Raw genomic sequence first — 19622 nt, 5'->3', positions numbered from 1 at the left:
ATTTCATTGAAGCCCGCCGGCGTGATCAGCAGCGTGCGTCCCGACGCTTCACTACGCCATCGTCACCTGGTTTCTACCGCCATGCTTCGACCGATACAGCGCCCGGTCTGCACTCGCGAAACCATCCCGATACGCGGGCCGTGAGGTTTCGGTAATACGCGTGAGCGTCGCGCCCACGCTCACCGTCACCATGCCGAGCGGCGACGCGCGATGCTCGATCGCCAGATCCTCCACCCCCTGGCGCAGCGTTTCGAGCGTGTTTTCGAGCGCTGCCGGTTCGGCTCGCAGCATCAGCAGGCCGAATTCCTCGCCCCCCATGCGCCCGACGATCACGCGTTCGCCATCGGCCGCCGCCTGCATCACCGAAGCCACTTTGCGCAGGCAGTGATCGCCCGCCTGATGCCCATAAGTGTCGTTGTATTGCTTGAACCAGTCCACGTCGACCACGACCGAACCCATCACGTCGCCATCGCGCGCCTCCTTCCATCGGCGCGTGATGCTTTCCAGCAGGAAACGGCGGTTGTACAACTGGGTCAGCGGATCGATCGCGGTGGCCGTGCGCATCTTCAGATCGTTTTCGATCATTGCGCGCAGGTGATAGAACACGGCCCGTTGTCCTGCATCGAGCCGGCCCGGCGACGGATCCATCGCGCACAATGCGCCGACGATCTCGCCGTTGGGCGCGCGTAGCGCGATCGCCGCATAGAAACGCACGAACGGATGACGCTGCACCAGCATGCATTCGCCGAAACGCGCATCGTCGTGCGCATCCTCGATCACGAACAGCTCGGCGTCGCGCACCGCATAATCGGCGAGCGAGCGCGCACGCGTGACGAGCGGCATCGCCATGCCGACCTCGGCGCGGTAATGCTGGTACTCCTCGTCGAGCAGCGTGATCGCGGTGATCGACGCGCCGGTCACGCTCTTGAGGATCTCCGCGGCGTGGGTGAAACACTCGCGCATCACCTGATCATCATGCAGCAGCCATTCGATCACCGACGATTCCACCTCGGGTTCGCCGGTGGTGGACGGATCGAACTGCATCCGGCTGGACAGACGATCGTTATTGAAGGCGAGTTGCACGGCAGGGTTCCAGAATGTGGTTAGCTCGTGTCAACGGCAGATACTCACCAAACTTGAGTGCGCATGAGCCAGATCAACCCATGCGGGTTCGCGCGGCCACGCGAAGTACAATTCACGCGCCGTCTTGATGGCCTGTCAGGCCGGCAACGCGTCTATTCAGCAGACAATTGGACGCGCCGCCGGCAACGTGCCGCCGATCTTCCGTACGACAACCGCCCTGCTTTCATGACCACGACCGCTCCTCATCTGCCGACGAACGACCTGCTCATTACCAACGTGCATCTGTCGGACGGCGCGCGCGTCGACGTATCGATCGCCGCCGGGCGCATCGCCGCACTCGGTCCGGGCCTCGCGCGCGCGCCGGGCGTCGCAGTCGAGGACGGCGGCGGCGCGCTGCTGTTGCCGGGTTTCGTCGAAGGACATACACACCTGGATAAGACCAACTGGGGCTTGCCGTGGTATCGCAACGAGGTCGGTCCAAAGCTCACCGACCGCATTGAAAACGAACGGCGCTGGCGTGCTCAGAGCGGACATGACGCGGGACAGCAATCGCTCGCGCTCGCCCGCGCGTTCCTGCAGGCGGGTACGACGCGTCTACGCACACACGTCGATATCGATACCGACGCGGGTTTGCGTCATCTGGAAGGCGTGCTTGCGACGCGCGAAACGCTTCGCGAAGTGCTCGACATGCAGATCGTCGCGTTTCCGCAATCGGGTGTGCTTGGCCGTCCTGGCACCGATACGTTGCTCAGCGAAGCATTGAGTGCGGGCGCCGACGTGCTCGGCGCGCTCGACCCCGCGCTGATCGACGGCGACCCGGTGGCGTCGCTCGATCTGACCTTCGATCTCGCGCAACGGCATGCCAAACCCATCGACATCCATCTGCACGAGCCGGGCGAAATCGGCGCATTCACACTCGGTCTGCTGCTCGACCGGGTTGCCGCGCTGGGTATGCAAGGGCAAGTGGTAGTCAGCCACGCGTTCTGTCTCGGCGCGTTGCCCGAGCGCGAACGCGACAGCCTGCTCGAAAGAATCGCTGACCTGCGCGTGGCGCTCCTCACCACCGCCCCGCCTTCGACCACCGTTCCGCCGCTCAAAACGTGCATTGAAAAAGGTGTGACCTTGTTCGGCGGCAACGACGGCGTGCGTGACACGTGGACGCCATATGGTTCGCCGGACATGCTCGAACGCGCGATGTTGATCGCGATGCGCTACGGCCTGCGCCGCGACGACGACCTCGCCATCGCCTTCGACTGCATCAGCACCACCGCCGCGCGCGCCTGCGGATTCACCGGCTATGGCCTGCACGTGGGCGCGCGCGCGGACCTCGTGCTGGTGGACGCGGACACGCTCGCGCATGCGGTCGTTGCACGGCCGCCGAGGAAGCTGGTAGTGTCGAACGGCCGGGTCGTCACCCGCAACGGGGCGCACGCAAACCACTGACAATCGCTCAGCGCCGCCGCCCTCATTCGCAAGGGCACGCGCGGCGCAGCGACCCCGCATTGCCACATCGCCTCTCCGTATAGATAAGTACGACGACTCCGGTCGCTCGTCATGCTGCAATGTGTCCGGCGGCGAGATGCTCAGGATCCGACTCCCTGAGTCATCTGCATAAAAAAGCGCCTGGTGGCAGGCGCTTTCTCGATACGACGACGGGCGTGAGTCAAGTCCCGCCGGCGACAACGCTACGCGTCACGGCCGCTCGCCACGCGCCAACCTCGCCTCGATGTCGTACACCACTGGCATCAGATCCGCGACGCTGTCGATTACATAGTGCGCGCCGGCCGCCTGCAGCTTCTGGATCGCCGCCTTGCGGCGCCATGCGAACTCATCCGGCGCGAGCGCCTTGACGTCGTCTTCGGCCATGCCGAACGCGTTCCCGCTCACCGCGACGCCCACCGCCCACGTGCCGCCATTGATCCCCTCTTCGATGCCGACCTCGGTGTCGTCGACCTTGATCGCATTCTTCGCACGCCAGACGCCCAGTTCCGGCAGCGTCTTGTAGATCATGTACGGCGACGGCCGCCCTTCCGGCGTATCGCCGGTGCACACGATGCTGTCCGGCGAGAATCCCTGCGCCGCCGCGCCCGGAACGATCTCGGCCATGATCTCGCGCGTATAGCCCGTGGTCGTGCCGATCCGGATATCGTCACTGCGCAGCGCGCTCGCCACGTCGGCGACGCCCGGAATCACCGAGCTGTAGCTTGCCGCCACCGCGATGTTCTTCGGCACGAACACGTCGTACACGGCGTCGATATCCGCTTCACCCGGCACGTGACCGTATTTGTCGGCCCATGCTTGCGCGACGCGCGGCAATGCCATCAGCGCCGCGATATGCGGGCGCTTGGCCATGCCCATCGGACCCCGCGCTTCATCGATCGTGATCGACACGCCGAATTGCTCGAACGTCTCGACGAAGGCGCCCATCGGCGCCAGCGAACCGTAATCGACCACCGTGCCGGCCCAATCGAAAATCACTGCTTTGACGTGCTTCATTTACTTCGATCCTCGGGAGATTCCATCGCGCGCGCAATGCGCCGCGCGTGTTTCATCACGCTCTATCCAGCCGTGCGCGCGATACGCGTGCGGCTTCTTCTTCAGTCCGCTTCGGCCAGTCTCTTGCGTTCTTCGAGCGCCGCTGCCGGCGGCGCCGCATGCTCGACGCCCATCGTCCGGAGCGACTCGGCGCACGCTTCTACGACGCGGCGCATGACAGGCTCGTCCACCTGGCCGATGCAGCCGATACGGAAACTGTCCACCACCGTCAATTTGCCCGGATAGATGATGAAGCCCTGCTGCTTCATCAACTCATAGAAAGTCTCGAACTTGAAAGACGGATGCGCCGGCGCAAAAAACGTCACGATGATCGGCGAGCGCCAGCGCGCGTTCAGCAACGGCTCGAAACCGAGGTCGTGCATGCCGGCCACCAGCACGTCGCGATTGTTCGCGTAACGCGCGAGGCGGCCGGCCTGCCCGCCTTCCAGCTTATGCAGACGCAACGCCTCGATAAACGCGGCCACGGTATGCGTGGGCGGCGTGAAACGCCACTGGCCCGTGCGGTTCATCACCTCCCATTGATCGTAGACGTCGAGCGCGAGCGAGTGACTGCGGCCCTTCGCTTCCTGCAACGCGCTCTTGCGCGCAATCACGAAGCCGAAACCGGGCACACCTTCTATGCATTTATTCGCCGACGACACGAAAGCCTCGCAGGCAATCTCACGCACGTCGAGCGGCACCGCGCCAAAGGCGCTCATCGAATCGATCAGCAGCTTGCGGCCTTTCTTCGCGGTGGCGGCGGCGATCTCCTCGATCGGATTGAGAATTCCCGAGCTGGTCTCGCAATGCACGGCGACCACATGGGTAATGCGCGGATCGGCGTCCAGCATGCGTTCGACTTCAGCGCCGCGCGGCGGCAGATAATCGCCCTTGTCCAACACCGTGCAGGCGCGGCCAAGATAGCCGAGCGTGGTCGCGATGCGCTTGCCGTATGCGCCGTTGGCCAGCACGAGCGCATGAGCGTCGCGCGGCATCAGGCTGCCGAGCATGGCTTCGACGCAATAGCTGCCGCTGCCTTGCAGCGGCACGCAGTCGTACTCGCCCGCCGTATCGCCCGCGATTTCCAGCAGGCTGCTGCGCAGGAGCGCGGTCATCGCGCGGAAATCGCCGTCCCACGAGCCCCAGTCGCGCAGCATCGCCTCTTTGGTCGAGAACGCCGTGGTGAGCGGCCCGGGCGTCAACAGATACGGCTCGCCCTTCGGCGGCTGCGCGCACGTAAGCGCGGACGACCCTGTGGCGCTCGCGGCTGGGGAACGGTCGATCACGCTGTCCATGTTCGGAATCTCCGATATCGCTGTTGCGGTGGCTCACACAGTACAGAAACACGCACCATCGGTAAAATCGATATAATCGATGCCGGTATCGCAATAACTTATATGGCGACGAGGCACACGTGCAATACGCACAATTGCGAGCGTTTCATGCGGTCGCGGAACATGGCGGGTTCTCCAAAGCAGCGCAGGCGCTCTCGCTCTCGCAGCCGGCTGTATCGGACCACGTGCGGCGGCTGGAACAGGATTTCGGTGTCAAACTCTTTGAGCGCGGACCGCGCGGCGTGGAAACCACCGAACTCGGTCTGCGCCTTTTCAGCGTGACGCGGCAGATGGTCAGTTGCGAGCGCGACGCGCGGCAACTGCTCGAATCGGCGGGCGGCCTCGAATCCGGCTCGCTCTCGCTGGTGGCGGACGCGCCCGATCTGGCGGTCGCGCTGATCAGCGCATTTCGCAAGCTGCATCCGGGGATTGTCGTGACGCTGTCCATCGCCAACGCCGCGGATTGCATGCAGCGCGTGCTATCGAGCGCCGTGGACGCGGCCATTACCGCCGCGCCGCAAGTGCACAGCCGGCTGGAAGCGCGTGTGTTGCGGCGCGATCCCCTGGTGGCGATGGTGCCCGCGAGCTATCCGGTGGCCAAGAAACGCAAGCTGAGTTACACGGAACTCGTGCAGCAGCCAATGATTTTCCGCGAGGCGCAATCCGTCACGCAGCAGTTGCTGGAGATCGAACTGGTGCGCGAATCGCTGCAAGTGGAACCGATCATGTACGTGGATGGCCGCGAGGCGTTGGAAGAAGCGGTCGCGCAAGGCATGGGCGTCGGCGTGATTGCACGCGCCGAATTCAATGAATCGCGACGGATCAGAATGATTCCGCTGGAAGACTGTCAGGTGCAGATGATCGAATCGCTTACGCGGCTTGCCGAGCGGCCGGGGTCGAATCTGCTGGATGCATTGTTCGCGGTCGAGTTGCCGAACCCGGCGGCAGCCACTCCGGCTGGATAAAGCTGAAAACCGCCCTTCAGGCGTGGCCCGCGAGCGGTTTTCCGTGTGCTGCGTAATGGGGCGCGCCGCTATCCGGCCACGCCACCCGCCTCCGCGTTGACCCGCTTAACGCGATCCACCGCTTGCAATCAGGCTTTCGCCTGTCAGCCAGCGCGCGTCATCGGAGGCGAGGAAGGTCACGACATCGGCGATATCGTCAGGCTGGCCGATGCGGCCGAGCGGCGTCGTGCTGATGGCCCACGCTTCGAGGTCGGAACCGACGATACCCGCGCTATGCGTGCCTTCGGTCGTCACCATGCCTGGATTCACGGAGTTGACGCGGATCTTGCGCGGGCCGAGTTCACGCGCGAGCACACCCGTAATGCCATCCACGGCGCCCTTGGTCGCGGTATAGACCGCGCTGTTTGGCGGCGTGATGCGGCTCACCACCGAACTGATATTGATGATGCTCGCGCCTTCGCCGAGGTGCTTGACCGCAGCCTGCGTGGTCAACAGCAGGCCCAGCACGTTCACGTTGAAGTGCCGATGGAAATGCTCTTCGGTAATCTCTTCGATCGGCGCGAATTCATAGACGCCCGAGTTGTTGACGAGAATGTCGAGACGGCCATACGTTTCCACAGCGGAATCGATAATGCCTTGCGCGTCCGCCGCTTTGGACACGTCGCCGGCCACCGCCACCGCCTTGCCGCCCGCAGCGGTAATCGCGGCGACCACGCTGTCGGCACCCGCCTTGCTCGACGAATAATTCACCACCACGGAGGCGCCTTGCGCCGCCAATGCCTTGGCGATGGCCGCGCCGATACCTTTCGATGCGCCCGTTACAACCGCAACCTTACCTGTGAGCTTGCTCATGATCGATTGCTTTAGATGGGATTGGCGCCGATGCTGCCGCGAAGATTCTCGGGCTGCGTTGGAAATTGCCGTGGCGCTGTCACTGGTGACAATGTAGGGAGCTTGGGCGAGCAGATAAAGCGGCTGAAGGCGAATAGATACGTCGGTTGAGCCGAACAATCGGGAGACGGGGGATTCGTATGGCGGGTGGGCTTGATGCAAGACCCGGCGCCATCTTCTAACGCGAGTTAAAGGAGCACGGTAAGCACGCACATAAGATCGGTCCGTGATCGCCGCCGCTCCGCAGAGGCGGCTCGAACCGTCAGCGTTTTGCACGCCTGCAATGCGTGGCCGTTCTGGCAAGAGCGGTTCGGTCAATACCAATGACGCAGCTTATGTCGCATTGAATTCAGCACTTAAGCATCAACACAATTTGCACGGCGATGCTGACGAGTACCGCCAGCGCGCCGAGCGTATCGAGAATTGCAGACCACACGATGTCGCTCCTTTCACATTCGCTTTCCACCATTGCTTGATTAAACGAATTCGCGCGGCATCAATTGAATGTCCAGTCTGGGCGGGTTGATAACGGACCGGCGCCGCTTTGCGCCTGGCCGCACCATTATCAATTTGACTGATCTAACTTACCATTTTTAATCGATTTGCCTGATTTGGCTCGGCTTCTTATCCTTGACGCACAACCGTATGCGGTACGCCGCATACGCCGCCCGCCCCATTTTTTGCCGGCAAGATCATGGAAAGAACCATCATCAATGTACGCGTCGATAGCGTCCGCGACGAAGCGAACGGCGTGCGCTCATTCAGCGTCTCGCGCCTGGACGGGCAACCGTTCGCTCACTACGAACCCGGCGCGCACATCGATGTCACCGGACCGTCCGGCGTCACGCGGCAATACTCGTTGTGCGGCGACCCGGATCGTCGTGAAGCCCATCTGTTTGCCGTGAAGCGCGAAGACGCCTCGCGTGGCGGCTCGCGTTCGCTGCATGACGACGTGACGGTGGGCAGCGAATTGACCATTGGCGCGCCGCGCAATCTGTTCCAGCTCGCGCCGAACGCCGAAGAACATATTCTGATCGCTGCCGGTATCGGCGTAACACCGCTGCTGAGCATGGCTTACCGGCTGCTCAAGCAGCAACGGCGCTTCGTGTTGCACTATTTTGCGCGCAGCGCGGAGCACGCGGCGTTCTTGCCGCTGCTCTCACGCGCGCCGTTCAGTGATCATGTGAAGCTCCACTTCGGCGTTGCCCGGGAGCGGCTCGACGCAGTGCTCGGCGATTGTCTCGCGAATGCGCGCAAAGGCACGCACCTCTACACCTGCGGGCCCGCGCCTTTCATGGAGCGTGTGGTGGCGATTGGCGAAACGCGTGTCGTGCCGGAAGCGATCCATCTGGAACGATTTGCCGCTGAACCGGCTGGTGTCTCGAACAACGAGACCGCCGCGCTCGATACCTTCGATGTGCGGATCGCGAGCAGCGGCGCGACCGTGCGCGTGGACAAGGACACCACCATCGTCGCGGCACTGGCGTCGATCGGCATTGAAGTGGATACGTCGTGCGGCGAAGGGGTGTGCGGCACCTGCATGGTCGACGTGGTGAGCGGCACGCCCGAACATCGCGATCATTGCCTGAGCAAAGCGGAACGGGCGAGTGGCAAAGTGATCTGCTGCTGTATTTCGCGCGCCGCGTCGCCGCTTCTGGTGCTGGACCTTTGACGCGCGTCCCGCAGATACAGTCTTCTGACGCAGCGGCGACGCGCGCGTAACAAACAAGGTGCCGCACTCGCGGCACCTTTCTCAAGCGTCTGTGCTTACCGGTCGTCGTCGCGAATCGACGACGCATGCCGGCACAGCGCGCGCACTTCGACATCCATATACGGAAACAGCGGCAACTGGCTCAGCACGTCGTGCAGATGCGCGGGGCTATCCACATCGAACACGCTGATATTCGCGTAGCGCCCGGCAATTCGCCATAAATGCCGCCACACGCCCTCCTGTTGCAGCCTTTGCGACATCGCTTTTTCATCGGCCTTCAGACGCGCGGCGCGTTCTGCATCCATGTCGGCCGGCAGGTTGACGGTCATTTCAACGTGAAACAGCATGCTTGCTCCCATCCCTGATCGATAACAAAAAGCCCTGGCGGCCCGGCCGATCTCGCCGCGCAACCAGGGTTGATAGATTCATGCGGTACGTCCAACTGTTTTCTACGCAGAATCAGGCTTCGGCGCGCAGACGCTCCACTTCGGCGGCCGGCAGATTGTCGCGTTCCTTGAACAACGTGAAGTCGAAATCGATCAGCGCGAAGTTGCCGTCCACGCCATACGGTTTGCCTTCGGCACCCTCGGCCTGCTTGACCGCCGGCACGAGTCCGTCGCGCGTGGCGAAGGCGAAGTCGTCCCACAGATACGGATCACCGTCGATGTTGATCTGCGTGGTCAGCTTGCGGAAACCCGGCGCGGAAACAAAAAAGTGGATGTGCGCGGGACGATGTCCATGACGGCCGAGCTGATCGAGCAGCAGTTGCGTCTGCCCTTGCGGCGGCACGCTATAGCCGACCGGCACCACGCTGCGGAAGCTGTACTTGCCTTCGGCGTCGGTACGGATCGAACGACGCAGATTGAAAGCCGGCTGCGATTTGTCGAAGTACGAGTAATTGCCGAGATGATTCGCGTGCCACACTTCGACGAGCGCGTGCGCCAACGGCTTGCCGTCTTCGCCCAGCACGCGGCCGCGCATGATCAGCGTCTGGCCCGGATCGGTGCCGTCGTCGAGCCGCGCATGGCCTTCGGAGAGCGGCGCGCCGGCCACATACAACGGTCCTTCGATGGTGCGCGGCGTGCCGCCTTCAATGCCGGCCTTGGCTTCCGCTTCATCCAGACGCACATCGAGAAAATGTTCGAAACCCAGACCCGCGGCCAGCAAACCGAGCTCGCCGCTTTTGCCCGCGTCGCTGAGATAGTTCAGCGCGGTCCAGAATTCGTCGGGCTGCACATCGAGGTCTTCGATCGTATAGAACAGATCCTGCACGATACGGTTGACGATCTGCTTCGTGCGCGGATTGCCTTCGTGGGTGGCGCTGTCGTTAATCTTCTTGAGCAGCGCGTCGATTGCTTGCTTGTTCATGGGGTATCTCCTTCGTATGATGTTCTGGATGGCTAACGGATGAGCCTTCAGTGCGTGGAAACGCTGGCGCCCTGGCGCGTATCGCGCCGCAGACGGTCGATCTTGTCCCAGTCGAGCGTGATGCCAAGACCCGGACCTTGAGGCAGGTGCAGCGCAAAATTCTCGTAGCGCAGCGGTTCGGTGAGAATCTCTTCAGTGAGCAGCAAGGGGCCGAACAGTTCGGTACCCCACTTCAACTCTCCGAAGGTGCTGAAAAGTTGCGCCGAGGCCATCGTGCCCACCGCGCCTTCGAGCATGGTGCCGCCATACAGGTCGATGTTCGCGGCCGAGGCGATGGCCGCCACCTGCGCGGCGCCGACCAGACCGCCCGATTGCGCGATCTTCACGGCGAAGACATCGGCGGCACGGGCGCTGGCAATCGCGAACGCATCGGCCGGGCCGTGCAGCGCTTCGTCCGCCATGATCGGCACCTGAGCGAGGTCGGTCAGACGCTTGAGGCCGGCGCGGTTCCCTGCGGCGATGGGTTGCTCGATCAGCGCCACGCCGGCATCGGCGAAACGCCGCGCGGCCCAGATCGCTTCCGATTCGGTCCATGCCTGGTTCACATCGACCCGCACTTCGCCGCGCCCTTCCAGCGCTTTCCTGATGGCCACGACATGCGCCACGTCGTCCGCCACCGCGCGCGAGCCGATCTTCAGCTTGAACACCTTATGCCGCTTCGACTCGTACACCTGCTCGGCTTCGGCGATATCGCGCTGGGTGTCGCCGCTCGCGAGCGTCCACGCCACGTCCACGCAATCGCGCACACGGCCGCCGAACAACTCCGATAGCGGCACGCCAAGGCGCTGTGCCTGTGCATCGAACAGCGCCGTTTCCAGCGCGGACTTCGCAAAGCGGTTGCCCTGAAAAAGCTCGCGCAGTTTTGCCATCGCGGCGCCCGGACGCGTTGCGTCCATACCTTTGAGCAATGGTGCGAAGTAAGTGTCGATGTTGACCTTGATGCTTTCCGGGCTCTCCTCGCCGTACGCCAGACCGCCGATGGTGGTGCCCTCGCCCACGCCCGCCAAACCGTCGGCGCAACGAATGCGCACCAGCACCAGCGTCTGGCAGTTCATCGTTGCAACCGAGAGCCGGTGCGGGCGGATCGTCGGCACGTCGACGAGAATCGTCTCCACGCTCTCGATCTTCACGGGTGTTGCTATCATTCGTTGCTCTCCTGAACTGCCTGACCGGGAGCCCCCATATTAGAAACAAACCCGCGAAGCAGTCCAACACCGATTCCGACTACTTCCATACCTTAGAGGTATGCATGGAACTTCGCCAACTCCGCTACTTCATCGCAGTCGCGGAAGAAATGAACATCACGCGGGCCGCCAACCGCCTGCATATGACACAGCCGCCGCTCAGCCGCCAGATCCAGCAGATCGAGGAAAACGTCGGCCTGGCGCTGTTCGAACGCGGCTCACGGCCATTGCGCCTGACTGAAGCCGGGCGCATTTTCTATGCGCAGGCGAAGCGGCTCGTCGACGAAGCCGACGAACTCGCCCCGCTCACGCGGCGCCTCGCGCAACTGGCCGAGCGCATCGTGATCGGTTTCGTGCCGTCAACGCTATATGGCGCGCTGCCTGCGGTGATTCGCGCGTTCCGTGAAGCCGCGCCGCATATCGAACTCTCGCTGATCGAAATGTTCACGATCGAGCAGCTCGCGGCGCTCAAGGGCGGGCGCATCGACGTGGGCTTCGGCCGGCTGCGTTTCGACGACGCGCAGCTCGCGCGCGAAGTGCTCGTCGAAGAACGGATGATTGCCGCGCTGCCGCAAGACCATCCTCTCGCGCGACAGAAGAAGCCGCTGACGCTGGCGGCGCTCGCGCGGGAAACCCTGATCGTTTATCCGAGCACGCCGCGGCCGAGTTATGCGGACCAGCAACTATCGGCCATGCACGACCATGCATTGGAGCCGAAAGCGATTCATGAAGTGCGGGAATTGCAGACCGCGCTGGGTCTGGTCGCGGCGCAGGTTGGGGTATGTCTCGTGCCGGAGAGCGTGGAGGGTCTGCGCGCGCACGGCGTGGTGTACCGGCCAATTCCCGCGGCCAAAGTCGCTTCGCCGATCATCATGAGCCGCCGTTTGCAGGACGAATCGCCGACCACCACGCTGCTCTGTTCGCTTGCACGAGACCTGTTCAAACGTGCCTGAAGCAGCCGGCGCCCGTCAGTCACCGCTCGTCGAAGCGCCGCACGATATCCGCCATCAGATTGCGCAGCCACACGTTGCCCTCGTCCTGATCGAAATGCTCGTGCCAGTGCATCGTGACGGCGGCGATCGGCAAGGTCACGGGCAACTCGTAAATCTGAAAAGCGCCGTCGCGATTGAAAATATGCGCGAGACGCCGCGGCAGCGTGGCGAACAGATCGGTGACGGCCAGCACGCTCGGCAATGCCACGAAATGCGGTAGTTCCAGCGCAATATGACGCCCGACGCCTTGCGTGCGGAATTCGTCGTCGAGCGCGTGGTGGCTGTGCTCCACCGACGTGATCTGCACGTGCGAAGCATCCAGAAAGGCCTTCAGACTCAGCTCCTTCGTGCGCGGCAAGCCGCGCCGCTTCCTCGTCATGCACACGTAGGTCTCTTCGAACAGCGCCTGATGCCGCGTGCGCGCGGTCAACGTGGGCAGATTGCCAATGGCGAAATCGAGCCGGCTCGCCCGCAGCGCATCCTCTATTTCCTCGACCGGCAACGGCTCGATGCGCAATCTCACGCGCGGCGCCTGCTGGTGCAATGCCTCGCAGATGGGTGGCAGATAGGCCAGCTCGCCCGCATCCGATAACGATAGGCGGAATGTGCGCGTGCTCACTGCCGGGTCGAAATGTTCCGCGTAACGCAGCGCCTCGCGCACGGTGTCCAGCGCGCGCGACACGATAGTCGACAACTCCAGCGCAATCGGCGTGGGCTGCATGCCGGCACGCGTGCGGATGAAAAGCGGATCGTCGAACAGCGTGCGCAAACGCCCCAGCGAATAGCTGATGGCGGGCTGCGACAACGCCAGCCGCTCGCCCGCGCGGGTCAAGCTGCGCTCTTCGACAATCGCCTGAAAAACGCGCAGCAGGTTGAGGTCGACGTGGTCCAGCGAATTCATCGAGATATCCATATGGTTGATTTTATATTTCATTTTAGATCAATTTGACGCATATCATCAGGTCGGCGAGACTGGCTTTCATCGACCACCCCATTTACACAGCCATGAGCGAATCTCCCTATCAGACCGTCGACACGAGCGCGTTGTACCAGCGCGCGCAGCCGGATCGCGTGGCCCCGTCGCTGTATTACGACCCGGCCGTTTTCGAGGCGGAACTCGAACGCATTTTCTACAAGACGTGGATCTGGGTCGCCCACGAAAGCGAGCTGCCGAATTCCGGCGACTTTCGCACCACTACGATCGGCCGCCAGCCCGTCATCGTGGTGCGCGACAGGAGCGGCGCGGTCAATGTTCTGCAGAACCGCTGCCGCCACCGTGGTGCGACCGTCTGCGAACAGCACAAGGGCAACGCGAAAGGCTTTACGTGCCCGTATCACAGCTGGACCTACGGACTCGACGGCGCCTTGCGCGCGCTGCCGTACGGCGACGGTTATGAGGGCGTGGTCGACAAGACCGAACTGCCGCTCGCCAGTCTGCGCGTGGGCATCTATCAAGGCCTGATTTTCGCGAGCTTCAATCAGGACATCGAGCCGCTCGAAGACTTTCTCGGCGGCGCGAAACCGTGGATCGACCTGTTCATGAAGCAAGGCGCGGGTTATCCGGTCAAGGCCAACGGCGAACATCGGTTCCGCTTTAACGGCAACTGGAAGATCCAGCTCGAGAACACCACCGACCTGTACCACTTCCCCGTGGTCCACAAGTCGTGGATGAAATCGATCGACGACGAAACCGCCGCCGCGATCACGAGCTTCATGACGAGCGACGAAGCCTTCTGCCGCTCGCTCGGCAACGGCCATAGCCTCGCGGTGCTGGTGCCGGAACTCGTCGATCTCGACAAGGACGACGGTGCGCCGATTCCCGAGCGCTTCGAAGAACTCGCCGCCTCGCTCGCCAAAGATCACACGCCGGACGAGGTGCGCCGCATCGTGCGCTCGCTGATGGGCGTCGGATTCAATCTGAACCTGTTTCCGAACCTCGCGCTGTCGATGGCGTTTTTCCGCGTCCTGCGGCCCATTTCCGCGAACGAGACCGAGATCCGCCATGTCGCCCTCGCCATGGATGGCGGCCCCGAAGAAGCGAACCGTGTGCGCCTGCGCATTCACGAACATTTCCAGGGCCCGTTCGGCTTCGGCAGCCCGGACGACGCCGAAGCGTGGGAGCGCGTGCAGCGCGGCTCGCACGCGGGCCCCGATCTGCCGATTCTCGTGAACCGCGGCCTGAATCGCGAGAGCACCGCGCCGAATGGCGAAAAGACCGCCCACGCCACGGACGAAACCGGCATGCGTGAAGCGTACGCGCAATGGCGCACGATGATGGAGCAAGCATGATGGACGACAGGAACACGCTTTTCTCGCAGAAGACCTTTGCCGGCGCGATCGAACTCATCTGGCGCGAAGCTGAACTGCTGGACCGCAAGGACTATCGCGAGTGGCTGACGCTGTGGGACCCGGCGGGCTTCTACGTGGTGCCGATCGAACACGACACCACGGATTTCGCCGCCACGCTGAACTATGCTTACGACGATCAGGACATGCGCGAAAAACGCGTGCAACGCATGATGTCCGGCTATTCGGCATCGGCCGCCGACGCCGCCCGCACCGTGCGCACCGTGTCGCGTTTCACGCTCACGAGCGACGCGAGCGACGAAGTCACGGTGAATTCGGCGCAAGTCATCGTCGCCTACAAGCGCGGCAAGTCGACGTTGTTCGCAGCGGACCTCACGCATCGCATCAGTTTCGCGAGCGGCGAGCCGCGCATCGTGCAAAAGGTCATCCGCCTGATCGATTCGACCGAAGCGTTGAGCGCGATCGGTTTCCTGCTCTGATCCCCGACAACCTGCGAACACGACGATGCCAAACGACACGCTCTCTCCCACAGCCGGATCGCCCGCTGCATCCGCCGCGCCGGCCACCTCGCGGACCTTGCGGCGGATCATCGTCGCCTCGGTCCTCGGCAATGCGCTGGAGTGGTACGACTTTTTTCTGTACGGCACCGCCGCCGCGCTGATCTTCGGGCCGCTGTTCTTCCCGCTGCACGGCGATCCGCTGATGGGCACGCTAGCCGCATTTGCCGGCTTCGCAATCGGTTTTCTGGCGCGTCCGCTGGGTGGCATCGTGTTCGGCCATATCGGCGATCGCCACGGCCGCAAACGCGCGCTCGTCATCACGCTGATGATGATGGGCGTGGCGACCTTCGGCATCGGCCTCTTGCCGACGTTCTCGCAAATCGGCTTTCTCGCGCCCACCGCGCTCGTGTGTCTGCGTGTCGTGCAAGGCATCGCGTCGGGCGGCGAATGGGGCGGCGGCGTGCTGCTGATCAGCGAAAGCGCACCGGCCAATCGCCGTGGCTATTATGCGGCGTTCAGCCAGTTGGGCGTGGCGGGCGGCTTCGTGTTGTCGGCGGCCGCGTTCTATCTGGTGCAGCGGTTGCCGCTCGAGAGTTTCATGTCGTGGGGCTGGCGCGTGCCGTTTCTGGCGAGCGTGCTGATCTTCGGTGTCGGCGTGTACATTCGCCGGCGCTTGCCGGAAAGCCGCGACTTCACGGCCGCCAAACCGAAGCACATGCCGGTGCTGACGGTACTGCGCAATCATCCGAAGCAGGTATTGCAGGCGATGGGGCTGCGCGTTGCCGAAAACGGCGGAACGTATATCTTCCTCTCGTTCGTGCTGGTGTATGGCAAGACGATCGGGGTGCCCGTTTCGGTGATGCTCGGCGGCGTGATGCTCGCCATGCTGCTCGAACTCGTGACGATCGTGTTGTGGGGGCGTCTGTCCGACGTGATCGGACGGCGGCCGGTGTATATGATCGGCGCGCTCGGGTTGGTGGTGATCGCGTTTCCCGCGTTCTGGCTGATCGATACGCACCAGCCGACGCTCGTGTTCCTCTCGCTCGCGCTAGGCCTGCCGTTCTGTCACGCCGCGATGATCGGCACGCAACCCGCGTTGATGGGCGAACTGTTCCCGACCGAAGTGCGTTACTCGGGCATGGCGCTCGGTCACGAGATCGCGTCGGTATTCTCCGGCGGACTCGCGCCGCTCGTCGCCACCGCCCTCTATGCGAAAGTGCGCGCGCCGTGGCCTGTCGCGTTGATGCTGATCGGCTTCGGCCTGATCACCGCGCTCACGCTCGTGACGATTCCGCGCAACACCAGCACCACGCATGATTGAGTTGCGATCAGCCGGGCGGCGCGGCGACGACTGGCAGCGAAAAGCTGCATTCGAGCCCGCCGTGCCGCGCGGGCTTCGCCCAGATCGCGCCGCCGTGCCGCGTCACGATGTTTTTGCACAGCGAAAGACCGATGCCGTTGCCGCCGGCCTTCGACGAGGAGAAGCCGTCGAAGAGACGATCGTGTGCATCGGCGGGAACGCCCGGACCGTTGTCGATGACCTCGGCGATCGCGAATTTGCCGCGCAAGTGCGTGACGAGACGAAGTTCGCGGCGCGGCGGTGCAACGTTTTCGTTGACTACTTCGCCCAGCGCTTCGATCGCATTGAAGGCCAGGTTCAACACCACCTGCCCGATCAACACACGCTCGACATACACGGGCAATGGCGCGGGCGACTGCTCGATCGTGAGCGTCACGCCCGCCTCGCGCGCGCGCAATTCAATGAAGTACGCAACGTCCGCGAGGACCTCGCGCAAATCCGCATACGTCTCGCTCGGCTCGCGCTTGACGATGTAATCGCGCACGCTCTTGATGATCAACGCCGCATGTTCAGCCTGGCGATCGGCGCTGCGCAGACCCCAAATGGCTTCGTCGATCGATGCGGGTTGCGCGAGCCGCCGGATCGCGCCTTCGATGAAGTTGCGCACGGCGGCAAGCGGCTGGCTCAACTCATGGGCAATCGCGGTCGCCATTTCCCCCATGGCGTTGTAACGCCCCACGTATTCGAGCAAACGCGCTTCGTTGCGCCGCGCTTCTTCGACGGCCACTTCGTCCGTCACGTCGCGAAAGTGCAGCAAGCGGCCATTCAGATCGTTCTCGATCTCGATGCGCCGGCATGTCATGCGCAACCAGCCCGCCGTGCCGTCGCCGCGCGTGATGCGATAACGCTGCGGCGCCGAGGGTTGAATCCGCGGCGCATTGGCGAGTTGTTCGACGAGACGCCGGCGATCCGGCTCGCTGCAATAGTCGAGCACGTCCCCCATCGGCGCGCCCTCTTCCAGACCGAGCACACGCCGGCCCGATTCGCTGACGAATTCCACCTCGCCCGCGGGCGTCAGCACCGCGACGCCTTCGCCGAGATCCTGCATGAATTCGCGCAAGCGCGACTCGTAGCGGCGCAGCGTTTGCTTGAGCGTGTCTTCGGCGCTGATATCGCGGAACTGCACCATCACGACCGCACGCTCGCGAAGCGGCACGTAAGTGGCAATTGCCTCGGACAACATATCGGCACCGGTGCGCGAGCGATAACACCATTCGTAAATCTGCGGGCCTTCGGTAATCGAACGGTCCATTGCGCCGACGCCGATCTCGCGCCGGTACTTCGGCGCCGGGCGCGTCATGTCGTTCGCCTTGAGCGGCAACAGTTCGGCGAGCGTAAAGCCGAGCGCCTCGCAGGCCGCGCGATTGGCCCACACGATCGCCTTGCTTTCGGCATCGTGCAGCAGCACGCACAGCGTGAGCGCGTCGAGCAGGCGGTGAAAGTCTTCTTCGGCGGGAAAGTTCATCGGACGGTACGGCACATGGGTTCGATCACGTATGGGCAGAAACATAACACCCGTGCGCGCGTTTCGCGTCTGAAGATTTCTTTAGATACCCCCGGCACATTACCTAAAAGAGCGTCCCACGTCCCAATTGAAGCGTTCTTTTTGCATTTCTAGACTGGTCTGAACCTGCACAGCTCGTTTGTGCTCGATTGTGCTCGCTTGTTAGCGCCCAACGTACCGCGAGTTTCAGCCGATAACGAATCAAGGAGAAGCCCCCACATGTCCGATACCGCCACCGCCCTTGCCGCCGACCACGCGATCACTTCGACCAGCGCGCCGCTGCCGCTCGACGAAGTAATCGCCGAGATCGCCACGCGCCGCGACGAGTTCGACCGCCTCTCGCACGTGCCGCGCGATGTGATCGCCAAACTCAAGCGCGCGGGCGTCTATCGCGCTGCCACGCCGCGGCGTTTTGGCGGCGACGCACTCGCGCCGGCCGTGTTTCTCGACATGATCGAACGCATCGCGGCAGCGGACGGCTCCGCGGCATGGGTCGCGAGCTTCGGTTCGGCCAACGTCTACCTGGCGGCGCTGCCGCTGCACACGCAGGCGCAGATCTATGCCGGCGGCCCCGATCAGGTGTTCGCGGGCGGCCTCTTTCCCGTGCAACCGGCGCAACCCGCTGAAGGCGGCTGGCGCGTGAACGGCACATGGAAGTTCGCGAGCGGCTGCAAGGGCGCCGACTGGCTTGGTGTGGGGATCGGTGCCGCCGGTTTAGGTGCGGCCGGTAAACCGCGCACCGCCGTGTTCCGTCCGCAGCAGGTGGAGATCGTCGAGAACTGGGACGTGGTCGGCATGCAGGGCACGGGCAGTCACGATCTGCGCGTCGTCGACCAGTTCGTTGCCGAGGACTGGACCTTCGTGCGCGGCGGCGCACCCTGCGTGGATGAACCGCTGTATCGCTACCCGACGATCGCCTACGCCGCGCAGGTGCTCGCCGTGGTCAACCTGGGCCTCGCCCGCGCCGCGCTGGATGTCGCCAACCACATGGCCGGCGGCCGCAAGACCACGACCGGCGCGCCGCAACTCGCGGACCGCGCGTACTACCGCATCGAACTCGCGAAAGCCGAGGCGCAATTGCGCTCGGCGCGCGCCTTCTTCTACGACACGACCGATCAGGTCTGGCAATCGATCCTCGCGGGCAACGCCGTCAGTGCCGATCAGGTGAGCCTGCTGCGGCTCGCGGCGACGCAGATCGCGCGCGAAGGCGCCGAGGTCGTGCAGCGCGCTTATCGCCTCGGCGGCACGATGGCGATCTATCGCTCACATCCGCTGCAACGTCTGATGCGCGACTCGATGGTTGTGACCCAGCACGCGTTTCTCGGCGAAGGCAACTACGACGGCGCCGGCGCGGTGTTCGTTGGCGTGCCGCCGATTCCGGGCTACCTGTAGGCCAATTTCCGCTTGATCAGCATCCAGACGACTACGATTATAAGGAGCAACACGTCATGTCCGATACTTCAACACCGCCGCTGCGCGTTCTCTTCTGCTGCGGCGTCACGCAGAATTTCTTCGACCTGCCGCGCGAACAGATCGGCGAAGTCTGGCAGGCCTACGGCAAGATGCTGGCCGCCGTCGAATCGATGGAAGGCGTCAAGGTGCTCGGCATCATGGACGACGACCGCCTCACCGTGGGTCATGCCGACAACTCGCCGTGGACCTTCTACATCATGGCCGACGTGCGCGATTTCGACACCACCGTGGCCGTGTGCAATCTGTATCGCACCACGCACGTGGGCGAATACAGCCTGTGGCGCTACGGCAAGATCGAAGCGCGTGTCGGCCGTGCGCTGCAGGTGCCGCCGCAACATGCCCATGCAGCCTGAGC

General features: G+C 63.4%; 18 protein-coding genes. 9 read left to right on the top strand and 9 right to left on the bottom strand.

All coding sequences use genetic code 11. From position 1 onward, the window contains the following. Window positions 1-51 precede the first annotated feature (51 nt). Window positions 52-1083 carry a sensor domain-containing diguanylate cyclase gene (locus AC57B1_RS08770; protein WP_408298018.1) on the bottom strand — a complete coding sequence of 344 codons (1032 nt, stop codon included), beginning with the start codon at window positions 1081-1083 and terminating at the stop codon, window positions 52-54. Between the two features lie 225 nt (window positions 1084-1308). Here AC57B1_RS08770 and AC57B1_RS08765 point away from each other — a divergent pair, with 225 nt between their 5' ends. Continuing rightward, complete coding sequence (locus AC57B1_RS08765) at window positions 1309-2526, top strand: amidohydrolase family protein (protein ID WP_496417378.1); 1218 nt, start codon at window positions 1309-1311, stop codon at window positions 2524-2526. A 249-nt stretch (window positions 2527-2775) separates the two neighbouring features. On the opposite strand, the gene phnX is transcribed toward AC57B1_RS08765, so the two are convergent. Together phnX and AC57B1_RS08755 are read right to left on the bottom strand one after the other, a co-directional pair. Next, the gene (gene phnX, locus AC57B1_RS08760) at window positions 2776-3579 is read right to left on the bottom strand and encodes a phosphonoacetaldehyde hydrolase (protein WP_408351066.1); all 804 of its coding nucleotides are present in this window, start codon (window positions 3577-3579) and stop codon (window positions 2776-2778) included. 101 nt (window positions 3580-3680) lie between these two features. Next, complete coding sequence (locus AC57B1_RS08755) at window positions 3681-4913, bottom strand: 2-aminoethylphosphonate--pyruvate transaminase (RefSeq protein ID WP_496417263.1); 1233 nt, start codon at window positions 4911-4913, stop codon at window positions 3681-3683. Window positions 4914-5032: 119 nt separating this feature from the next. Between AC57B1_RS08755 and AC57B1_RS08750 the strand changes: the two genes are divergently transcribed. Continuing rightward, complete coding sequence (locus AC57B1_RS08750) at window positions 5033-5917, top strand: LysR substrate-binding domain-containing protein (protein ID WP_496417262.1); 885 nt, start codon at window positions 5033-5035, stop codon at window positions 5915-5917. A 105-nt stretch (window positions 5918-6022) separates the two neighbouring features. On the opposite strand, the gene AC57B1_RS08745 is transcribed toward AC57B1_RS08750, so the two are convergent. After that, the gene (locus tag AC57B1_RS08745; RefSeq protein WP_496417261.1) at window positions 6023-6769 is read right to left on the bottom strand and encodes a glucose 1-dehydrogenase; all 747 of its coding nucleotides are present in this window, start codon (window positions 6767-6769) and stop codon (window positions 6023-6025) included. Window positions 6770-7502: 733 nt separating this feature from the next. On the opposite strand from AC57B1_RS08745, the gene AC57B1_RS08740 reads away from it, so the two are divergent. Continuing rightward, on the top strand, window positions 7503-8480 hold the full coding sequence (locus AC57B1_RS08740) for a PDR/VanB family oxidoreductase (RefSeq protein ID WP_496417260.1): 978 nt from the start codon (window positions 7503-7505) through the stop codon (window positions 8478-8480). A gap of 95 nt (window positions 8481-8575) precedes the next feature. Here AC57B1_RS08740 and catC read toward each other — a convergent pair whose 3' ends face one another. The 3 genes from catC to AC57B1_RS08725 form a co-directional block, all read right to left on the bottom strand. Continuing rightward, a complete protein-coding gene (catC, locus tag AC57B1_RS08735) occupies window positions 8576-8866 on the bottom strand; it encodes a muconolactone Delta-isomerase (protein WP_091800467.1) in 291 nt (96 codons plus the stop codon). A gap of 112 nt (window positions 8867-8978) precedes the next feature. Then, window positions 8979-9887 (bottom strand): catechol 1,2-dioxygenase, encoded by a 909-nt coding sequence (catA, locus tag AC57B1_RS08730; protein ID WP_408351051.1) that lies wholly within the window; start codon window positions 9885-9887, stop codon window positions 8979-8981. 47 nt (window positions 9888-9934) lie between these two features. Next, entirely contained in the window at window positions 9935-11092 is a 1158-nt protein-coding gene (locus AC57B1_RS08725; protein WP_091793944.1) for a muconate/chloromuconate family cycloisomerase, read from the bottom strand. Between the two features lie 104 nt (window positions 11093-11196). Between AC57B1_RS08725 and AC57B1_RS08720 the strand changes: the two genes are divergently transcribed. Next, window positions 11197-12084 carry a LysR family transcriptional regulator gene (locus tag AC57B1_RS08720; protein ID WP_496417259.1) on the top strand — a complete coding sequence of 296 codons (888 nt, stop codon included), beginning with the start codon at window positions 11197-11199 and terminating at the stop codon, window positions 12082-12084. A 19-nt stretch (window positions 12085-12103) separates the two neighbouring features. Here AC57B1_RS08720 and AC57B1_RS08715 read toward each other — a convergent pair whose 3' ends face one another. Next, a complete protein-coding gene (locus AC57B1_RS08715; protein ID WP_408351365.1) occupies window positions 12104-13024 on the bottom strand; it encodes a LysR family transcriptional regulator in 921 nt (306 codons plus the stop codon). 104 nt (window positions 13025-13128) lie between these two features. Between AC57B1_RS08715 and AC57B1_RS08710 the strand changes: the two genes are divergently transcribed. The 3 genes from AC57B1_RS08710 to AC57B1_RS08700 are packed head-to-tail and all read left to right on the top strand — an operon-like array spanning window position 13129 to window position 16251. Then, window positions 13129-14412: an aromatic ring-hydroxylating oxygenase subunit alpha gene (locus tag AC57B1_RS08710; protein ID WP_408351042.1), complete on the top strand. Its 1284-nt coding sequence runs from the start codon at window positions 13129-13131 to the stop codon at window positions 14410-14412. Then, window positions 14409-14909: an aromatic-ring-hydroxylating dioxygenase subunit beta gene (locus AC57B1_RS08705; protein ID WP_408185613.1), complete on the top strand. Its 501-nt coding sequence runs from the start codon at window positions 14409-14411 to the stop codon at window positions 14907-14909. The genes AC57B1_RS08710 and AC57B1_RS08705 overlap by 4 nt, the downstream gene beginning before the upstream one ends. Window positions 14910-14934: 25 nt before the next feature. Then, window positions 14935-16251, top strand: a complete 1317-nt coding sequence (locus tag AC57B1_RS08700; protein WP_408185614.1) for an MFS transporter — start codon at window positions 14935-14937, stop codon at window positions 16249-16251. A 7-nt stretch (window positions 16252-16258) separates the two neighbouring features. Here the strand turns inward: AC57B1_RS08700 and AC57B1_RS08695 are convergent, their stop codons facing one another. Next, the gene (locus AC57B1_RS08695) at window positions 16259-17755 is read right to left on the bottom strand and encodes a PAS domain-containing sensor histidine kinase (protein WP_496417258.1); all 1497 of its coding nucleotides are present in this window, start codon (window positions 17753-17755) and stop codon (window positions 16259-16261) included. A 258-nt stretch (window positions 17756-18013) separates the two neighbouring features. Here AC57B1_RS08695 and AC57B1_RS08690 point away from each other — a divergent pair, with 258 nt between their 5' ends. Both AC57B1_RS08690 and AC57B1_RS08685 read left to right on the top strand, forming a co-directional pair. After that, window positions 18014-19186, top strand: coding sequence for an acyl-CoA dehydrogenase family protein (locus AC57B1_RS08690; RefSeq protein ID WP_496417257.1), 1173 nt, complete (start codon window positions 18014-18016; stop codon window positions 19184-19186). 56 nt (window positions 19187-19242) lie between these two features. Then, the gene (locus tag AC57B1_RS08685) at window positions 19243-19620 is read left to right on the top strand and encodes a hypothetical protein (RefSeq protein WP_496417256.1); all 378 of its coding nucleotides are present in this window, start codon (window positions 19243-19245) and stop codon (window positions 19618-19620) included. The last annotated feature ends 2 nt before the right edge of the window (window positions 19621-19622 follow it).

This window comes from Paraburkholderia sp. BGA-UO-ETr-F21 (genome assembly GCF_059567925.1).
Note: the sequence above shows the minus strand (reverse complement) of the source record. Positions and strands in the feature narration are given on the sequence as shown.